The 18,645-nt window shown below is 53.2% G+C and carries 16 protein-coding genes; 12 read left to right on the forward strand and 4 right to left on the reverse strand.

Going from position 1 to position 18,645, the window contains the following annotated elements; all coding sequences use genetic code 11:
* Positions 1–88: 88 nt before the first annotated feature.
* From EYB48_RS08910 to EYB48_RS08960, 11 genes are all read left to right on the forward strand, one after another.
* On the forward strand, positions 89–1,531 hold the full coding sequence (locus EYB48_RS08910; protein WP_162020001.1) for a TolC family protein: 1,443 nt from the start codon (positions 89–91) through the stop codon (positions 1,529–1,531).
* A 17-nt stretch (positions 1,532–1,548) separates the two neighbouring features.
* Entirely contained in the window at positions 1,549–2,661 is a 1,113-nt protein-coding gene (locus tag EYB48_RS08915) for an HlyD family secretion protein (protein WP_162020002.1), read from the forward strand.
* Positions 2,662–2,665: 4 nt separating this feature from the next.
* Positions 2,666–4,756: an ATP-binding cassette domain-containing protein gene (locus EYB48_RS08920; RefSeq protein ID WP_162020003.1), complete on the forward strand. Its 2,091-nt coding sequence runs from the start codon at positions 2,666–2,668 to the stop codon at positions 4,754–4,756.
* Positions 4,753–5,907 carry an ABC transporter permease gene (locus EYB48_RS08925; protein ID WP_162020004.1) on the forward strand — a complete coding sequence of 385 codons (1,155 nt, stop codon included), beginning with the start codon at positions 4,753–4,755 and terminating at the stop codon, positions 5,905–5,907. The genes EYB48_RS08920 and EYB48_RS08925 overlap by 4 nt, the downstream gene beginning before the upstream one ends.
* 12 nt (positions 5,908–5,919) lie before the next feature.
* The gene (locus EYB48_RS08930; protein ID WP_202927740.1) at positions 5,920–7,080 is read left to right on the forward strand and encodes an ABC transporter permease; all 1,161 of its coding nucleotides are present in this window, start codon (positions 5,920–5,922) and stop codon (positions 7,078–7,080) included.
* Positions 7,081–7,129: 49 nt separating this feature from the next.
* Complete coding sequence (gene fabI / locus EYB48_RS08935) at positions 7,130–7,909, forward strand: enoyl-ACP reductase FabI (protein WP_162020005.1); 780 nt, start codon at positions 7,130–7,132, stop codon at positions 7,907–7,909.
* Between the two features lie 9 nt (positions 7,910–7,918).
* Positions 7,919–9,343, forward strand: a complete 1,425-nt coding sequence (locus tag EYB48_RS08940; RefSeq protein ID WP_162020006.1) for a bifunctional enoyl-CoA hydratase/phosphate acetyltransferase — start codon at positions 7,919–7,921, stop codon at positions 9,341–9,343.
* Complete coding sequence (locus EYB48_RS08945) at positions 9,340–10,539, forward strand: acetate/propionate family kinase (protein ID WP_162020007.1); 1,200 nt, start codon at positions 9,340–9,342, stop codon at positions 10,537–10,539. The genes EYB48_RS08940 and EYB48_RS08945 overlap by 4 nt, the downstream gene beginning before the upstream one ends.
* Before the next feature lie 1,310 nt (positions 10,540–11,849).
* A complete protein-coding gene (locus EYB48_RS08950; protein ID WP_162020008.1) occupies positions 11,850–12,005 on the forward strand; it encodes a YhfG family protein in 156 nt (51 codons plus the stop codon).
* Positions 11,995–12,588 (forward strand): putative adenosine monophosphate-protein transferase Fic, encoded by a 594-nt coding sequence (locus EYB48_RS08955; protein ID WP_162020009.1) that lies wholly within the window; start codon positions 11,995–11,997, stop codon positions 12,586–12,588. Before EYB48_RS08950 ends, EYB48_RS08955 begins: the two co-directional genes overlap by 11 nt.
* A 202-nt stretch (positions 12,589–12,790) precedes the next feature.
* Positions 12,791–13,207 carry a VOC family protein gene (locus EYB48_RS08960; protein WP_235935003.1) on the forward strand — a complete coding sequence of 139 codons (417 nt, stop codon included), beginning with the start codon at positions 12,791–12,793 and terminating at the stop codon, positions 13,205–13,207.
* A gap of 450 nt (positions 13,208–13,657) precedes the next feature.
* Here EYB48_RS08960 and EYB48_RS08965 read toward each other — a convergent pair whose 3' ends face one another.
* Together EYB48_RS08965 and EYB48_RS08970 are read right to left on the reverse strand one after the other, a co-directional pair.
* Positions 13,658–13,966 carry a hypothetical protein gene (locus EYB48_RS08965; RefSeq protein ID WP_162020010.1) on the reverse strand — a complete coding sequence of 103 codons (309 nt, stop codon included), beginning with the start codon at positions 13,964–13,966 and terminating at the stop codon, positions 13,658–13,660.
* Between the two features lies 1 nt (position 13,967).
* A complete protein-coding gene (locus EYB48_RS08970; RefSeq protein WP_162020011.1) occupies positions 13,968–14,483 on the reverse strand; it encodes a hypothetical protein in 516 nt (171 codons plus the stop codon).
* A 612-nt stretch (positions 14,484–15,095) separates the two neighbouring features.
* Here EYB48_RS08970 and EYB48_RS08975 point away from each other — a divergent pair.
* Positions 15,096–16,463 (forward strand): S41 family peptidase, encoded by a 1,368-nt coding sequence (locus EYB48_RS08975; RefSeq protein ID WP_162020012.1) that lies wholly within the window; start codon positions 15,096–15,098, stop codon positions 16,461–16,463.
* Between the two features lie 656 nt (positions 16,464–17,119).
* Here the strand turns inward: EYB48_RS08975 and EYB48_RS08980 are convergent.
* Positions 17,120–18,085 (reverse strand): polymorphic toxin-type HINT domain-containing protein, encoded by a 966-nt coding sequence (locus EYB48_RS08980; RefSeq protein WP_162020013.1) that lies wholly within the window; start codon positions 18,083–18,085, stop codon positions 17,120–17,122.
* Positions 18,086–18,136: 51 nt separating this feature from the next.
* Positions 18,137–18,379 (reverse strand): IS3 family transposase, encoded by a 243-nt coding sequence (locus EYB48_RS08985; RefSeq protein WP_162020014.1) that lies wholly within the window; start codon positions 18,377–18,379, stop codon positions 18,137–18,139.
* Positions 18,380–18,645: the final 266 nt, after the last annotated feature.

Consider the following 18,645-nt stretch of genomic DNA (forward strand, 5'->3'; position numbering starts at 1 on the left):
CGAACCTGGCAGTGATCACGATTGATTCGAATCAATTGGATAGTGCATTTGCAGCAATACACTGTAAAAAACATTCCTGGATAGTCTCATGAAAAACTCCGTTTTCACTCTGCGAACAGACAGAATCCGACAATATTTTGCGCTGCCGCACAGAAGGCCTGCATCGCATTGTTGCGCTGAAAATCGCCGTAATGATGGCGCTACTCACTTAATTGCAGCTGGTTTGATCTGCATCAATGGCCTGATGCTGAGCCCACTGGCGAGCGCTGCAGAAAGCCTGCAACAAGCCTGGGAGCAGGGCTTAAAGCGCGACCATTTACTCGCGTCTTCCAGCGCCCGACAGGATGCAGCGGATGCCCAGCTGGCAGCCGCCAAAGCGACTTACTTTCCTAAGCTGGCGCTGGAAGCGGGCTATCTGCGCACAGAAAGCGAACCAGCCGCCAAGATCAGTATTCCGGCACTGCCTATGCTTAAAGGCGCATCGCTGCCATTTGCGCAGGATGCCAGTTATTTCGGTGGCGTGACAGTCAGTGCCCCCTTATTCACCAGTGGCCGTATCGCACAAGGCGTGGCGGCGGCGGAAGCACAACAGCAGGCCAGTGCAGCGCAGACCCGGCTGACTTACAGCGAGCTGAAACTCGCGATTGCACAATCCTATGTACAGGTATTGCGAGCAGAGCATGCGCTGCAGGTCAGCCACAGCCATGTACAGGCCATGCAAAAACACCGCGCTGATGTGCAGGCTTTGCATGAACGCGGTTATGTGGCCAGACATGATGTGCTGGCGACCGAAGTCGCGCTGGCCAATGCTTTGCAGTGGCAATTGCAGGCAGAGAATGGCTTGTCGCTGGCACGTTCCGCCTACAACCGCTGGCTGGGCCGCGCCTATGACGACAAAGTTGAACTGCAGGATCTGGTCACCGATCCCGGTCATGAGCGGCGAGATTTGCATCAGAGCCTGAGCGCCTATTTGCTGGCCGCGCAAGAGCAGCGTCCTGAATTGCAGGCGCTGCGTCAACAGTCGCAGGCTTTGCAGCATCAGGCCGCCAGCGTGAAAGCCAGCCACTTGCCGCAGCTAGGCGTGAGTGCCGGTTATAACAAACTGGAAAACCGCTATCTGGCGCAGGATAAGGGTTGGTGGGCCGGGCTTGTGATGAAGTGGGAGTTGTTTGATGGCGGTCAGGTACGCCAGCAATCCTCGCAATTGTCTGCCAACGCCCGCGCTGTGGCTGAACTGGCGCAGGACCACCAGGAAAAAATCCAGCTGCAAGTCAGACAGGCCTGGATGAATCAGCAGGAAACCCGGCAAAGGCTGGGGCTGGTGGCAACTGCGGTTGAACAGGCCGATGAGGTGCTGAACCTGGCGCGTGAACGCTACCGCTCAGGGCTGGCACCGAACGGTGATGTGCTGGATGCCGAGACGCGCCGTCTGCAAGCCTATTCCAACCGCGATAACGCCATTTACGACCATGAACTGGCACGCCTGCAACTGCTCTATGCGGCCGGCATGCTGGCTGCTCACCACCAATAAATCTGCAAGGAATGACTATGCAAAGCAAACAAAAAAATCTGGGTCCGGTCTTGCTGGGTGTGGCTGGCGTGGCGATCGTCGCCGGTCTCGCGTATTACTTCAGTAGCAGCCGCCCCATGCCGGATGGCCTGATCGTGGCAAGCGGCAGGGTAGAGGGCGAGCGCATCATCGCTGCGGCTAAGTATCCGGGCCGTGTGCTGAAGGTATTGGCGAAAGAGGGCGATACGCTGGCTGCCGGTGCACTGGTGGCGCAACTGGAAGACGAGAGTTTTCAGGCTAAAACCGAACAGGCGCGGCAGGTGCTGAATGCCACCGAGGCGCAATGGAAGTCGGCTCAGGCCAGTCTGGATGTCGCACAAAAAGAAGTGCCTATGGGACTGGCACTGGCTGAGGCCAGCCTGAGTCAGGCGCGCGCCATGCTGAGTAAAGCCAGCGCCGTTGAGCAGCAGAGTCAGCGTGATGCGCAGCGCCACAAGGAATTGTTTGAGCGCGGCGTGATTGAGCGCCATCGCTATGAACAGGCGGATCTGGCCTGGCAGGTCGCGCGTACTGATGTGCATGCGGCTGAAGAAGCGGTGAAGCGCGCCGCGCAGGGTGTGGCACAAGCGAATCTGGGCAATGAAAAAATCCGCGCCCGTCAACAGGAGGTGAATGCCTTAGGTGCGCAGCGTGAACGGGCAGCAGCTGGCGTCAGCGAAGCCGGAACTGTACTCAAAGATTTGCAAATCACCGCCCCCGACAGCGGCGTGGTGCTGAGCCGTTTGCGCGAACCGGGTGAAGTCGTGATGCCGGGCGGCGCGATACTGGAAATGGTGAATCTGGACCGGCTCTACCTCAAAGTCTATGTGCCGGAATCCAAAATCGGACAAGTTAAACTGGGCTTGCCAGTGCGCGTCTACACCGATGCGGCTGGCGACAAGTTCTTTGACGCGACGGTCAGCTATATCGCTGCACGCGCTGAATTCACACCGAAAGAAGTCCAGACTACCGATGAACGCACCAAGCTGGTGTATGCAGTCAAACTGCGCATCACCAACAATCCTGAACATCAGCTGACACCGGGCATACCAGCCGATGCAGTGATACGCTGGAAGCAGGACGTGGCGTGGCAAAAACCGCGCTGGAAATAAGCCTATGCCGCTGTTATTTAACAAGGATGGCGCTGCTGCGACCAATGCCAGCACTGCCACCGCCGCCACCGCTGCAGCTGAAGTGCCCGGTGCGCCTCAGCCCTGGCTGGTCGAAGCGAATCATCTGGTCAAACGTTATGGCGCTCATCTGGCGCTGGATCACATCAGCCTGCAAGTGCGGCCCGGTGAAATCTATGGCCTGATCGGTCCCGATGGCGCTGGCAAAAGCAGTCTGCTAAAAGCGGTTGCCGGTGTGCTGGCGCATGATGAGGGCGAGCTGCGCGTGTTTTCGCAACTGATACGCAATGAGGCCGACAGTGAACTGATCAAGGACAGAATAGGCCTGATGCCGCAAGGGCTGGGACAGAATCTGTATGGCGATTTGTCGGTCGAAGAAAACATCGATTATTTCGGTGGCCTGCGTTTGCTGAGCGCTGAGGCTTTGCGCGAGCGTAAAGAGGCGCTGCTGAAAAGCACGCGCCTGGAACGTTTTCGTGATCGCCCTATGAAAAATCTGTCGGGTGGCATGAAGCAAAAGTTGGGTCTGGTTTGCACGCTGATCCACGAACCCAAATTAGTCATCCTGGACGAGCCGACTACCGGCGTGGACCCGGTATCGCGCCGTGAATTCTGGAGCATCTTGTCACGTCTGTTGCAGGAAAAAGGCATTACCGCGCTGGTCTCGACTGCGTATATGGATGAAGCCAGCCGCTTTCACCGCGTGTCGCTGATGCATGAAGGGAAAATCCTGGCCTCGGGCGAACCCGCACGCATGAAGGATCTGGCGGCCGGTTGCATCGTCAGCACCATCTGTGCGGATGCGCAGCAGCAGATGGCAGCGGTACAGCGTCTGACCCAGCGCTTTCCACAACTGGAAGCACTGGGCCAGGAAATCCGCGTATTTGTGGATAGTGCCGATGCCGATGCCGACGCGGCGCGTCAGCAAGTGCTGCAGACTTTGCAGCAGACTCCCGCGATTGCCCAGGCGCAGACTGAGGTGCTGGATGCGGAGCTGGAAGATGTGTTTATCGCTTTGCTCAGACAGCGCGCCGCTGCGGATGCGAATGTAGCTGAGCCTGTCGTTGCTACGGTTGCAAATACCGCTGCTGTCGTCTCTGTGGCGCAGCCAGCAACGCAGCAGCTGGCGATAGAGGCGCGTGAACTGAGTCGCCATTTCGGCGAATTCAAAGCCGTCGATCAGGTCAGTTTTCAAGTGCCGCAGGGTGAGATTTTTGGTCTGCTGGGGGCGAATGGTGCGGGCAAAAGCACGGTCATCAAAATGTTGACCGGCATCCTGACCCAGAGTAGCGGGCAAGGCATGGTGGCCGGTGCCGATATGCGGACTGCGGGTTTGCAGATACGCGAACGCATAGGCTATATGTCGCAGGCATTTTCCCTGTATCTGGATCTGAGCGTACTGGAAAATATACGGCTGTATGCGGGTATCTATGGACTGAGCCGGCAACAGACTGCCGAGCGCATGGACTGGATACTCGATATGGCTGGCTTGCGTCCCTTTGGTCATGCGCTGACCGCCAGCCTGCCTATGGGTTTGCGGCAGCGGCTGGCGCTGGGTTGCGCGCTGATACACCGGCCTCAGGTTTTATTTTTAGATGAACCGACTTCAGGCGTTGATCCGCTGGGACGGCGCGCATTCTGGGATGTGCTGTTCCGTTTGTCGCGTGAAGAACATGTAACGATACTGGTCACCACCCACTATATGTCGGAAGCCGAGCATTGCGATCATATCGCACTGATGTATGCAGGGCGGGTGGTGGCGGATGCCTCGCCGGAACAATTAAAAAACCGTCTGGAGCAGGAAGCCGGTCAGTTAGTGGAAGTCGATTGCACAGATGCGCCGCAAGCCTTACAGGTATTACAGCAAGCCGGTTTTGCCAGCGCCAGTCTGTTTGGCCCTAAGCTGCATGTGCTGCTGAAAGACCCGGAGACTGACAGCCAGCGTGTGCGCACCAGTCTGCAGGCGTTTGAGGTGAGCGCACTCAGGCCGCGTCGCCTGTCCATGGAAGATGTGTTTGTTCATATCGTGACCAGCCTGGAACAACAGGATGCCCAACATCAGAAAGGCAGCTCATGAACCTGCGTCGTATCCGTGTCGTCGCGTATAAAGAGTGGCGCGAAATTGTGCGTGACCGTTTGTTCTTCACGCTGGCGTTTGTGGTACCTTCACTGCTGATGCTGTTGTTTGGCTACGGCTTGTCACTCGATGTGGAGCATATACCGCTGGCAATCGTCGACTACGATCAGTCGGTCAGCTCGCGCGAATATGCACATCAGTTCAGTGATTCACGTTACTTCGCTTTTCAGGCCTACAGTCAGCGTGAATCCGAACTCGAAAAACTGGTGATGGATAACAGCATACGCGCCGTGATTATTATTCCACCGCAGTTTGGCGTCCGCCTGAAAGCCGGTCAGCCAGCCGATGTGCAAACCTGGATCGATGGTACTTTCCCATTCCGCGCACTGACCGCCAAGGGCTATGTCAGCGCTATCAATGCAGCGGCCAATATCGAACAGTTATCCGCGCATTTATCTGCACTCAGCGGGATTCCACAAGCCACGCTGCGCGCTGCGTTTCAGCCGGTTAAGGTGGAAATACGCTATTTGTATAACCAGGAAGTCAAAAGTATCTGGTCTATCGCACCCAAGCTGATTATGGTGATCCTGATGCTGTCACCGCCGTTTCTGACCGCACTCGGCGTGGTCAGGGAAAAAGAATCGGGCGCGATTTACAACGTCTATTCGTCCACGCTGTCGCGCGGTGAATACCTGGTTGGCAAACTCTTACCCTATGTCGCGATTTCAGTGGTGAACGCCTGTCTGCTGACCGCTTTTGCCTTATTCCTGTTTGGTGCGCCGTTCAAGGGGAATCTGCTGTTTTTCCTGCTCGCCACCATCCTGTATGTGGTCTGTACCACGGGCATAGGTTTGCTGGTGTCGGTGATGGTCAATACCCAGGTCGCGGCTATGGTAGGCACGGCCATCGTGACGGTGGTGCCTGCGGTGCTGTACTCCGGCATGATTATTCCTATCCCTTCATTGTCGGCAGTGGCCAGCGTGATTGCGCATGCCTTGCCCGGCATGTACTACGCCGAGATTGCAATTGGCAGTTTCCTGAAAGGCGTGGGTTTTGCTGCTCTGTGGCCGGATATGCTGATCCTGGTCCTGTATTCGTTTGGCTTGTTCAGTGCGGGTTTTCTGGCCTTCCATAAACGTCCTGCAAATTAAGGGAGTAGCACGGTGACTTTATTTTTTTTGAACCGGGTCTGGTGGCGTCGGGTGCAGGCGATGACCTGGAAAGAGTTATTGCAATTGCTGCGCGATCCGGTCTTACTGGTATTCGTGCTGTATGCATTTACTGCCGATATTTATAACGCAGCGTCCGGTGTGTCATTCCAGTTAAATAATGCGGCATTAGTCTTATCGGATAGTGATCGCACAGCTGCTTCGCGTGAGCTGGCGGCGCGCTTCATGCCGCCGGAATTTCGCTGGGCCGGAGCCATGACGCATCCTGAACAGGGGCAGCAAATGCTGGATGATGGCAAGGCGATGGCGGTGCTGGATATACCGCCTGGCTTCGGTGCTGCACTCGCGCGAGGTGATGGCACTGCTGTGCAGATGCAGATTGATGCTTCAAATTCGGTACAGGGTTTTCTGGCAGCGGTGGATGCGACCCAGATCATTGCGCGCTATGGACTGGAGCAAAGCGCCAGCCGGCTCGGTGTCGACCTCGATGCTGGCCTGGCTACCGGACCGGTGATTAGCAATCACACCCGGGTCTGGTTTAATCCGAATCAGAACGATGCCTGGTTTATGGGGATTTCTGAATTGCTGAATGTCGTGACCCTGTTTTCCATGCTGTTGCCAGCGGCCGCCATGGTCAGGGAAAAAGAACGCGGCACGATAGAGCAATTGCTGGTGTCGCCGCTGTCGCCGCTGCAAATCATGCTGCCTAAGGTTATTGCGATGGTAGCGGTGATCCTGGGCGGTACTGCACTGGGTCTGTTTGGTGTACTGGTACCGGTGTTTGCTATACCGGTGGCAGGCAGTTTGCTGCTGTTTTTTGCACTGACCACGGTTTATGTGAGTACGCTGGCAGGTATAGGTATAGGCATTGCAACCGTCACCCGCAATATGGCGCAGGCTGGCATGATGGTGATCCTGATACTGGCACCGATGATGTTTTTATCCGGTGCCTGGACGCCGCCGGAAGCCATGCCCGCCGTCATGCGCTGGGGGATGTATGTGTCGCCGCTGTATTACTACATCAATGCCAGTTACGGCATCCTGATGAAGGGCGCGGGTATGACCGTGTTATGGCCCATGTTCGCGGGCATAGTCGTAATTGGTTTGCTGGTACGCAGTGTGACCATGCTGCGCTTTAAAAAACAATTTCAATGATCGCTGCAAAAAAACTGCACAAGGCTTTTTGACAGAAAAAGGATAAGCTATGCATCAAAATTCCGCTCCAATGTCCCTGCAAGGCAAACGTGGTTTGATTATCGGGCTGGCCAACGAGCACAGTATCGCCTGGGGTTGCGCAAAAGTGGCGCATGCCCTGGGGGCGCAACTGGTGCTCAGTTGTGTGAATGAAAAAGCAGCGCAGTTTGTCGCGCCGCTGGCGCAGCAAGTTGAGGCACCGCTGATCGTATGTAATGTGGAGCAGGAAGATGCACTGGCAAACCTGGTGCAACAGGCGACAGCAGACGGACAGCGCATCAACTTTGTGATTCACTCTATCGCCTGGGCACCGTTGGACGATTTGCACGGACGCGTGATCGACAGTTCTGCCACAGGTTTTTGCCGTGCGATGGATATTTCTTGTCATTCCTTCGCACGTCTGGCTAAGCTATGCGAACCACATCTGAGCCCATCGGCCAGCCTGATTACCATGACTTATCTGGGCGCGGCGGAAGCGGTCGATCATTATGGCCTGATGGGGCCGGTCAAGGCGGCGCTGGAATCGCTGGTACGTTATCTGGCCAGTGAGATGGGCCCGGCCGGAACCCGTGTGCATGCGGTCTCGCCTGGCCCGGTACCAACCCGCGCCGCATCTGGTTTGCAGGATTTTGACGGCTTGATGGACAAGGCCAGACAGCGCGCACCTTTGCGTCGTCTGGTGACATTGGATGAAATTGGTCAGCTGGCGGCGTTTCTTGTCAGCGATGCAGCGTCCGGCATGACGGGTCAGACCCTGTATGTCGATGGCGGCTATCACATCGTGAATTGAGGAAAAAAGATGAATGATCCTGTGTATCCGGTCGCCAGCGACCAGCAACAGATAGTGAATGTGGTGTATGACGATCTCTACATCGGACAACGTGCCAGTACCGAAAGAACCCTGACGCATGCTGATATCCAGGCCTTCGCTACTGTCTCGGGCGATGTCAATCCGGCGCATCTGGATGCGGAATATGCAGATGCCACGCTGTTCCATGGCGTGATTGCACATGGCATGTGGGGTGGTGCGCTGATCTCGGCGGTACTTGGTACTCAGTTGCCGGGGCCAGGTACGATTTATCTGGAACAGAATCTGCATTTCTGTAAGCCTGTGCATATCGGTGATGCGCTCACGGTGTCTGTGACGGTGACCGCGAAAGATGATGAAAAAAAGCGCGTCACTCTCGCGTGTGAAATTCTGAATCAAAAAGGTGTGACCGTGGTGTCTGGCACCGCGCTGGTGATCGCACCAACGCTGGCGGTCGCACGTCCGCGCGCGCATTTGCCGACCCTGGCTATGTTCGACCTGGGGGCACGTCAGCAAGCATTGATACACAGCGTGGCCGATCTGGCGCCGGTGCTGTGCGCCGTGGTTCATCCCTGCGATGCAGAATCGCTCAAAGGCGCAATCGATGCGGCGCGTCAGGGTTTGATCATTCCGGTATTGGTGGCGCCTGCCGCCAGGTTGCAGCAATTGGCCAGTGAAGCCGGGCTGTCATTGGATGGCATACGTGTCGTCGATGTGCCGCACAGTCACGCAGCCGCAGAAACAGCGGTACAGATGGCAGCCAATGGCGAGGTCGAGTCGCTGATGAAGGGCAGCCTGCATACCGATGAGCTGATGTCGGCAGTCGTGCAATGCACGGCCATGCGTACCAAGCGCCGGCTGTCGCATGTATTCCATCTGGATGTACCTATGTACCATAAGGTTTTATTGCTGACCGATGCGGCGCTGAATATCGCACCCGGTCTCAATGAAAAAGCCGACATCCTGCAGAATGCGATAGAACTGGCACACGCATTGCAGATCAGTCAGCCCAAAGTCGCTTTGCTGGCCGCAGTGGAAAGTGTGAACGCTAAAATGCAATCCACGCTCGATGCTGCCGCGCTGTGCAAAATGGCAGACCGCAAGCAAATCACAGGCGCATTGATCGATGGCCCACTGGCTTTTGATAATGCGATCTCTGCTGAGGCTGCGCGTATCAAGGGTATACAGTCGCCAGTTGCAGGGGACGTCGATATTCTGATGGTGCCGGATCTGGAGTCGGGCAATATGATGGCAAAACAATTTGAATATCTGGCTGGTGCCGCCACCTGCGGCATCGTGCTTGGCGCCAGAGTGCCGATTGCGCTGACCAGTCGTGCCGATGGCGCCAGTGCGCGAGTCGCATCGGCTGCGCTGGTCAAATTACTGGCCCATCAATACCGGAAAAAAGCGCCATGAGTCGCGCAATTCTGGCGGTGAATTCGGGTTCCTCCAGTATTAAATTCGCGCTATATCAGTTAGTGCAGCAGGAACTCGGCGAGGTGATATTGTCTGGTCTGGCCGAAGGTCTGGAGCCGGGCGGACAGCCACGTGCCACCCTGCGTTATGAAGGCGAACAACATGCGCTGACGCTGGTCGCAGTACCGGTTACGGGCGATGCTTTTCACGCCATGCTGACACTGCTGCGTGAACAGATAGGCTTACACAGCGATGGTGCGCAAATCGTCGCGGTGGCGCACCGCGTAGTGCATGGTGGTGAACGCTGCGCCGATTCAGTGGTGGTGGATGAGGCGATGCTGACTTATCTGCGCAGCCTGCACCATCTGGCGCCGCTGCATCAGCCGCATAATCTGGACGGTGTCGAAGCCTTTCGCACCGCCTTTCCCGATTGTCTGCACGTGGCCTGTTTTGATACCGGCTTTCATGCGCAAATGCCGGAGCTGGAATACCGCTTTGCCTTGCCTGCAGAACTGAGTCAGCAGGGCATACGACGCTATGGATTTCATGGTTTGTCTTACCGTTATGTCGCCAGCCATCTGGCGCAGGTTTCGGCGCGTGCCGGTCAGCGCGTGATCATGGCGCATCTGGGCAATGGTGCCAGCCTGTGCGCCATGCAGCAGGGTATCAGCATCGCCACCACCATGGGATTTTCTGCACTGGATGGCTTGATGATGGGCAGCCGCTGCGGCGCGCTCGACCCCGGCGTGCTGCTGCATTTGCTACAGGATGGCTGGGATGCCAAACGCATAGAAAACACGCTGTACACGCAATCCGGTTTGCTCGGTGTATCCGGCATCTCGGCCGATATGCGCACCCTGCGCGCCTCATCCGATCCACGCGCCGCGCTCGCAATACGCATGTTCGCCTACCGCATCCTGCGTGAATGCGGCGCACTGACTGCGGTACTCGGCGGTATCGATGCCATCGCCTTCACCGGTGGCATCGGCGAGCATGACGTACAGCTACGCGCCGACGTCATCGCCGGTCTGCATTACCTGGGCCTGCGACTTGACCCTGCTGCAAACCACGCCGCCGACGGCAACGCGATCTGCGCCATCCATAGCCCCGACAGCAGCGCAGAAATCTGGGTCATCCCTACCGACGAAGGCCGCATTGCGGCGCAGGATGCGGCACAGTTGTTGGCAGGTGTCTGAGTCGTTTTGAGGAGCGTGAACATGTTTCTCAGTTAAAGAAATAAAATCTGGTGTTATGTGATAACACTTAGATTTTGCGCACTTTGTCTTTATCGAATAGGTCAATGATCATGACACCAGAAAACACCAACGCGGTAAGGTGCAATCCTGAGGTAGGGCGCATCAGGATGCGCCGTATGAGGATGAAGTTTACAGCCACCCAGTTACACATGACTGAGTCGATAGCGTTTCAGATCGGCTTTATTCGGGTTTTCATTGTTGAGTGGAAGCTGGCGTTTTTCCTTACGACAGGGCGGGCTGTGGTTTGAAAAAACTTGATGACAATAGCTAATGCATGCGGCACATTGCAATGCGCCTTTCGTGCTGTTTCCTCTTCAGCAGCTGAAGAGGAAACCATAACAAAAAAAAACAAAGAAGATCAGCAGGAATTTAAACGTCTCACATATTACTCAGGCCTCCATACGGCGCATCTTGATGCGCCCTACCAAAGGCTAACGCCTTACGGCCTTAAATTTCTGGGGAAACTCAGTGTGCATACTATATTCCAAATTGTGATATTTCTAGATTGCATTTTCTTCCTCTATAGTTACTCATGAAGCGGGACACAATATCGGCCTCGATCATAATGATTAAACAGGAAGCGTTATGTATCAAACGTTTATTCCCGAAAGAGGAAATAAGCTCACATAAAGAAAAACAAAAATGACTTGGAATCCTGTAAATCGATGGATAGCAGTTTTTTTTCTGACTTCAGGTTTGACTCTCTATTTCATACAAATCATGAGTGAATTAGCCGAGCGAGAAGTATTAGAATCCAATCAATTGTTAACGAACTGCTTGCAACGAGTGAGTCAACAATTGCCAAGTTGCATTCCCAAAGATGGATTGTGGCCTGAAGATGCAGATTATTGTCCTGATGCTGTCGAAGTATGTAAGCAGAATGGTACATATGCAGCGGCATCCTCAGCTGAATCGAAATGGCTGCGATGGTTGTTGGTGAATCAGGTGATACGAATAATTTTCGCCACTATTACGGTACTGATGGCTGGGTGGTGGGTAATAGTTAAGTGTATTAAGGGCCGTAACCCGCACAAGTAAGGCAATGGCATGGGCACCTCCCCCTATGGCATCAACTATGCCAAACTGATGAATCGCCAAACAAGTCAGTTCATCGAGGAGAAGTCCATTCCATTGCCCTACGTGCTAAGGTCTCAGCAAAATAGCCGTCCTAATTTCGTATACACAATAGGGAGCAAGTGAGTTACGTTACAATACAGGCACAAGCTCACTAATCATCTAGGAGTATTGCGATGCTGACAAATGAAATGAAGCGCCAGGTGTTCCTGAAGTTACGTACCGAGAATTATCGCGCCAGCTTGCGTCTCGAAGGGTTGGAACCGCGCACGGTCAGCACCACTAAATCAACGACAAAACCGGTGGTGCTCAAATCCAAGCATGTCCGATAAATACGGGACAGGCCATGACAAACAGTACTGCTATCCCAATTCCGATGTCTTAATCAATAAGCTTGGCTTGATGGACGGGGATAGCTTGGAAGCGGCCGAAATCGAACACACGCAGGCATGCATTGAACAATTCTTGCCTGATTTCGACGATATTTCCTTGTCGGCTCTGCGCGCCATCCATTTCCACATATTCCAGGATATCTACGACTGGGCAGGAGAACTGCGCACGGTTGACATCAGTAAAGGTAGCACACGGTTCGCCAGCATCAGCCGGATCGAACCGGAGGCGGAGAAGCTCTTTAGGCTTCTGGCACAAGAAGACTATCTTATCGACTTGCCGCGCAATCAATTCCTTACCCGTTTGGCCCACTACTACGGCGAACTCAATGTGATCCATCCATTCCGCGATGGAAACGGACGTGCCCAGCGCTTGCTGTTTGAGGTCATCAGTATCAATGCTGGCTATGCGTTGCGCTGGGAGCCGATTGGTCGGGCTGAATGGGTCGCAGCTAACATCGAGGCCTACCATTGCCGGTTAGAGCCACTCAAAGCCCTCCTGAATCGCGCACTGACGCGCATCTGAGGCAAGCCTGTTGTCCCATCCTTGCCGAGCCTGAAACCACACATCGGTGCTGAAAACCAAAAACGCAAGAAATAGTGGGTGACCATAGTCCGTAAAGCCGTGCTAACGCGGTATGGTGCATCGCGAAGCTCCCTACGTGCTGGTGTTATGTGATAACACTTAGATTTTGCGCACTTTGTCTTTATCGAATAGGTCAATGATCATGACACCAGAAAACACCAGAAAAAACATCATGTTGACACAGTCCAGATTCGTTCTTGCTGTACCTGGCCTTAAAGTGTCAGTCCCTTTTTATCGCGATAAGTTGGGAATGGATGTTGAATTTGAAGAGGGTGGCTGGTGTTTTCTGTCCAGGGATAATTTTTCGCTCATGCTTGGCGAGTGCCCTGACGCGATTGCGCCTAAGGCCTTAGGCGATCATTCCTATTTTGCCTACATCACGGTTACGGATGCGACAGCTTTGTTTGACGAGTTGTATTCGAAGCTGGTCGAGATGATGAAACCTTTGACGGATGAACCTTGGGGGATGAGAGAGTTCGGCATCGTATCCGTTGATGGACATAGGATAATGTTTGGCGAAGAACTGGATTCAAATCAGGATGTCAGTCTCAACAGCTAAAGTTCATACCAATACATTTAGCGTAGTAATGTGCAATCCCGTGGTAGGGCGCATCACGATGCGCCGTATGCGGATGAAGTTTACAGCTACCCAGTTGCACATGACTGAATCGATAGCGTTTCAGATCGGCTTTATTCGGGTTTTCTCGTTTAGTGGAAGCTGGCGTGTAGCCTTACGATAGCGCAGTCAGTGAATTGAAATAACTTGATGACAATAGCTAATGCATGCGGCGCATCGCGATATGCCTTTCGTGCTGTTTCCTCTTCAGCAGCTGAAGAGGAAACCATAACAAAAAAAACAAAGAAGATCAGCAGGAATTTAAACGTCCCACATGTTACTCAGGCTTCCATACGGCGCATCTTGATGCGCCCTACCAAAGGTTTACGCCTTACGGCCTTGCGAGAGAAGACCCCAGCGCATTGCCAAGATCAACGCCAGCATGATTGACTGTTAGCGATCAGCGTCCCAATGCGGCGCGATGAGCCCCAGAGGCTCCAGTATCTGTGCACGCACTGCCACGGCATACGGAGCGTAATCCTCCCCAGGGGAATTGGAGCCAATCACATACCATTCGCCGTCTTTTTCGAACTGCACAATATCTGCAATCACGGCCTCTTTTAGCCAATCAGGTAAGTTTTCGAACTCGGCTTTTTCGCATCCCCCTTCTGCTAAACGTTTCACTGTCCAAGACACAACTTCCCAAAGAGGCATTACACCTCGCTGAAACATGTTAAGAATTGAATCCATCCCATCGATCATATTATTTTCCTTTTTTAATCATTTGACGCACCAGATAATCACCGAGATCACGCGCATCATTATGCAGATTTCCTGGCTGGTTATTGCGCACCAAGTCATTAAACTTCTTATAGCTCATTGAACCTGCATTCTCCCGGAACGCATACATCAACTCCTCAGCTTCCAAGCTTTCATGCGCAAAGACCGCCGTAGTCGCCCGCTCACTGGTGAGCACCTTCTCACGGACATACACTACTAAATTGCCATCTGTATTCAACAAGGCTGTCTGACCTGGACTTGTTGCTCGCATTGGGATAGAACCGTTACCGCTCACTTTGAATCTCGCATAACTTGCCCACGAATCCGCGCCAAAACGATCGATATATTCCTTATCGCTTAACACTCCAAATCTAACATTATCAGGAATATCCGCGCCATTCCTAATCGCCACGGCACGTGCCTCTTGAGCAGTCATGGCTTTATCTCGCACAGCCTGCCACCACAGGTCTTCCGTCTCGTGCCCGATAATGCCCGGCATACGTCCATTGACGAATGCAACGCGGTAAGGTGCAATCCCGTGGTAGGGCGCATCACGATGCGCCGTATGAGGATGAAGTTTACAGCCACCCAGTTACACATGACTGATTCGACAGCGTTTCAGATCGGCTTAATTTGAGTTTTCAACGTTTAGTGGAAGCTGGCGTTTTTCCTTACGATAGGGCGGGCTATGGTTTGAAAAAACTTGGTGAAAATTGCTAATGCATGCGGCGCATCGCGATATGCCTTTCGTGCTGTTTCCTCTTCAGCAGCTGAATAGGAAACCATAACAAAAAAACAAAGAAGATCAGCAGGAATTTAAACGTCGCTCATATTACTCAGGCCTCCATACGGCGCATCTTGATGCGCCCTACCAAAGGCTTACGCCTTACGGCCTTACCAAAGGCTTACGCTTTACGGCCTTATCCTCTTTGTTTTCTTTCCCTCAAATTCAACACAGATTCAGCCCCTGCCTGATTAGTCGGCGGGTGCTGAGTCGCCTGGGATTGAAGTTGCTTATTTAATATTTATTTTAGATGATTTGCTGTTATAGTCGCAACTATAAGGCGTGATCGCACTATCGCTGTCTATGGAAATTGGAAGATCGTAAACTATGCAGAACATCCGGTACTTTTTGCGTCAGGCAGTTGATTCGTTGCGGGCATGCTGGCTGGTGCTTGTGCTGTTGTCTGTTAGCGCCAGTCATGCGCTGGCCTGGCAACATCAGACGCTGACATGGCCAAAGCCGGATGCACAGACATTTAGCCAGCAAGAGATCGCAACGCCTTGCACGGACTGTCTGTTGGAATTGCGCCTGCCGCTAACGCAAAGTACAAACGCGGCGCCAGGCTTTGTTTATCTGAGTGCCTGGCGTGGGCAACAGATGCTACGGCATTACATTAGTAGCCTGCCTTCGGGGACGGCAACTGCGTTACGTGTATTGGCCTGGGCCCCGCCGGAGACCGAACGATTACAACTCAGTTTTGTACACCCCCGCGGCGGTGAATGGCGTTGGGGGCAAGCACAACTCTATTGGTTACCAATCAGCGATAAACAGCAAGGCGCTAAACCTGACTTCGTACTGCAACAGCAAATGCAGCGTATTGAACAGCAAGCGATGTTTGCGCCGACGATGGGATGGGGTGCCTGGCGCGCAATGATGGAACGAAGCAGGCATGCGCTGGCAGCGAAGGACAGGAATCTGGTATTGCAACTCGGCCTCAATCTGTTGGCAGAACCGGTTCCCCATTCCCGTATCCTACCTGCGCGGGGTGGCCGGGCACCCGCCTTGGCATCTGCTGCCGCTACTGCCGTGCCGCAGATGCAGCTGGAGTGGCCAGCGCCGGGCGTCGCCTATCTGGCTTTGCCGGGGTTTGCCGCTCCGCAACCTGAATTACGTCAGGCTTATGCCGATCGTCTGGGGGCATTGTTGCAGCAGCTAAGTGGTGCTTGTGGCTTGATTCTGGATTTACGCGCGCATGGTGGTGGTGCAATTGGTCCACCTTTAGCTGGCTTTAGCCCATTATTTGAAGAAGGACAATTGCTGGGTTGGTGGAAAAATGCGCGGGGTGAAAAAAACATGATACGTCTGGCGCATGGCACTTATCAGGAATTAGAGCATGGCAAGCTAGTGCAGCCGGATGTGGCATTGGCAGCGCAATGGCGTCAGCCGCAAACCAGCTTGCCGCTGGCATTGGTGACGGGGCCAGGCACTGCCAGCGCATCAGAAATTCTGGCGGCACTACTGCAGCAGCGGCCCGCCACCCGCAGTTTTGGTGAAGGAAGTGCCGGGCAATTAAATGGCGTCCACGACTGGTCGCTGCCAGATGGTGCAAGGCTCGCCCTGGTCACCCATGTGCTGCTTACTGCCGATGGTAAGGAAGTGCCGGCTCAGTTCCAGCCACAACAGCACACGGCTGCAGCCTTGCCTGCAGCCATGGAGTGGTTGCAATCATCGTGCCGCAAGCCAGAAAATCAATGAATTTGCTCTTTGTTTTATGACGGTCCGGCACATCAAGCGACGTAAAAAGCTAACAGCAGATTTCCGGCCCCAATACTCAGCTCAACACGGTAAGGTGCAATCCTAAGGTAGGGCGCATCACGATGCGCCGCATGAGTATGAAGTTTACAGCTACCCAGTTACACATGACTGATTCGACAGCGTTTCAGATCGGCTTTATTTGAGTTTTCAATGTTTAGTGGAAGCTGGCGTTTTTCCTTACGACAGGGCGGGCTGTGGTTTGAAAAAACTTGATGACAATAGCTAATGCATGCGGCGCATCGCGATATGCCTTTCGTGCTGTTTCCTCTTCAGCAGCTGAAGAGGAAATCATAACAAAAAAACAAAGAAGATCAGCAGGAATTTAAACGTCCCACATGTTACTCAGGCTTCCATACGGCGCATCTTGATGCGCCCTACCAAAGGTTTACGCCTTACGGCCTTGTCTCAACGTTATGACCGCAGTTNAATGCATGCGGCGCATCGCGATGTGCCTTTCGTGCTGTTTCCTCTTCAGCAGCTGAAGAGGAAACCATAACAAAAAAAAACAAAGAAGATCAGCAGGAATTTAAACGTCCCACATGTTACTCAGGCTTCCATACGGCGCATCTTGATGCGCCCTACCAAAGGTTTACGCCTTACGGCCTTGTCTCAACGTTATGACCGCAGTTGTGCACCCACACACCATACTTGCCCACAAAATAGGTATGAAATTCATCGACTTTGATATTGTAAACTCGCGCCGTCCCATTGATTGGCTTGTTCTTACCTAGAATAACATTACCCCAATAACCCAACATTAGGACATGCCCGTACCTTAAGTCTTTAGCTGCCATCCAACCATGTTTTTTCACCATAATCGGATGACTTGGCGTTACCTGCAAGTAACCATATTCTCCATCGGGTTGCACATAACGCAATTCAACAATTGGCATATCGTCAGTGACGAACGTTTCAATAACCTGACGATATATTGGATCCTGTGCATCTACTTGAAGCTTCGGCATAACGGAGTCCTCAGCATTCGTCATCACCCAATCACCAACCTTAATTTCCTCAATTGGTTTCAAACCATCCCTCGTGTGAACCAAAGTACCTGCAACAAAACAAGCTTCCGAGAGATTTTCTTTTGCAATTTCCTTCGTAATCGCACCGCCAACACTCTCTTCCTGGCAATTCGAGTTATGCGCCCAAACCCCAGCCTGCCCAACATAGTAGGTATGCAGGTTATCTACTTCAAAGTTAAATACCGGCGAGGCAAACTCTTGCAGGCTCTCTAACGTTGACAGATCAAAGTCGTTGCGGTCAATCAGTGTGATTTCATCCTGACTCAAATCCAGAGCAACTTCCCACGCATTGTCGATATCACGGGCAACGCCAACGTTTGGTATCTGCGTTGTGAATATCTGCGCTGCGCCAATGACCTTCGCCGCATTACCATCGGCAAGCTGAAAAGACTGCCCAGCACGCAAAGACTCTGCTGCTGTCCAACCCTGCCCCTCAATCCAATAGGGATGGTCGTGCGTGGAAACCAAATAATCCAAGGTGTGCTGCTGCCCATAGACATATTGAACAGCGTAGACTGATTTGGCATGGCTGATCATGGTATTAAAGACTGAGCTTCCCTCGGTAATTAGTTCACTATCAGGTGAATGTTATGCACCCAAATTCTCTTGATTTTGTTTCTTCATCCAGTCCTCCAGATATTGAACTGGCGAACGATAGCCTAATGTTGAATGTTGCCGTGTTCGACTATAAAACACCTCAATATATGCAAAGCTCGCTGCCTTCATTGCATAACGGCTTGCATATCGAATTCCATGATAACGCACATTCTCGAAGTTGTTAAACCAGCTCTCGGTGGGCGCGTTGTCCCAACAATTTCCTTTGCGACTCATGGCGCAAACCATGCCGAATTCCTTGAGCTTGCCCTGAAATGCTTTGCTGGCCTATTGACTGCCACTATCTGAATGATGCAACGCGGTAAGGTGCAATCCTGAGGTAGGGCAATCACGATGCGCCGCATGAGGATGAAGTTTACAGCTACCCAGTTGCACATGACTGAGTCGATAGCGTTTCAGATCGGCTTTATTCGGGTTTTCATTGTTGAGTGGAAGCTGGCATTTTTCCTAACGACAGGGCGGGCTGTGGTTTGAAAAAACTT

The sequence above is a fragment of the Cognatundibacterium crateris genome (assembly GCF_010078235.1).
GTDB classification, from domain to species: domain Bacteria; phylum Pseudomonadota; class Gammaproteobacteria; order Burkholderiales; family Burkholderiaceae_D; genus Undibacterium; species Undibacterium crateris.

Coding starts and splice junctions, on each gene's coding strand:
- EYB48_RS08910 (WP_162020001.1), top strand. CDS start 89: ATGAAAAACTCCGTTTTCACTCTGCGAACAGACAGAATCCGACAATAT.
- EYB48_RS08915 (WP_162020002.1), top strand. CDS start 1,549: ATGCAAAGCAAACAAAAAAATCTGGGTCCGGTCTTGCTGGGTGTGGCT.
- EYB48_RS08920 (WP_162020003.1), top strand. CDS start 2,666: ATGCCGCTGTTATTTAACAAGGATGGCGCTGCTGCGACCAATGCCAGC.
- EYB48_RS08925 (WP_162020004.1), top strand. CDS start 4,753: ATGAACCTGCGTCGTATCCGTGTCGTCGCGTATAAAGAGTGGCGCGAA.
- fabI (WP_162020005.1), top strand. CDS start 7,130: ATGCATCAAAATTCCGCTCCAATGTCCCTGCAAGGCAAACGTGGTTTG.
- EYB48_RS08940 (WP_162020006.1), top strand. CDS start 7,919: ATGAATGATCCTGTGTATCCGGTCGCCAGCGACCAGCAACAGATAGTG.
- EYB48_RS08945 (WP_162020007.1), top strand. CDS start 9,340: ATGAGTCGCGCAATTCTGGCGGTGAATTCGGGTTCCTCCAGTATTAAA.
- EYB48_RS08950 (WP_162020008.1), top strand. CDS start 11,850: ATGCTGACAAATGAAATGAAGCGCCAGGTGTTCCTGAAGTTACGTACC.
- EYB48_RS08955 (WP_162020009.1), top strand. CDS start 11,995: ATGTCCGATAAATACGGGACAGGCCATGACAAACAGTACTGCTATCCC.
- EYB48_RS08960 (WP_235935003.1), top strand. CDS start 12,791: ATGACACCAGAAAACACCAGAAAAAACATCATGTTGACACAGTCCAGA.
- EYB48_RS08965 (WP_162020010.1), bottom strand. CDS start 13,966: ATGATCGATGGGATGGATTCAATTCTTAACATGTTTCAGCGAGGTGTA.
- EYB48_RS08970 (WP_162020011.1), bottom strand. CDS start 14,483: ATGCCGGGCATTATCGGGCACGAGACGGAAGACCTGTGGTGGCAGGCT.
- EYB48_RS08975 (WP_162020012.1), top strand. CDS start 15,096: ATGCAGAACATCCGGTACTTTTTGCGTCAGGCAGTTGATTCGTTGCGG.
- EYB48_RS08980 (WP_162020013.1), bottom strand. CDS start 18,085: ATGATCAGCCATGCCAAATCAGTCTACGCTGTTCAATATGTCTATGGG.
- EYB48_RS08985 (WP_162020014.1), bottom strand. CDS start 18,379: ATGAGTCGCAAAGGAAATTGTTGGGACAACGCGCCCACCGAGAGCTGG.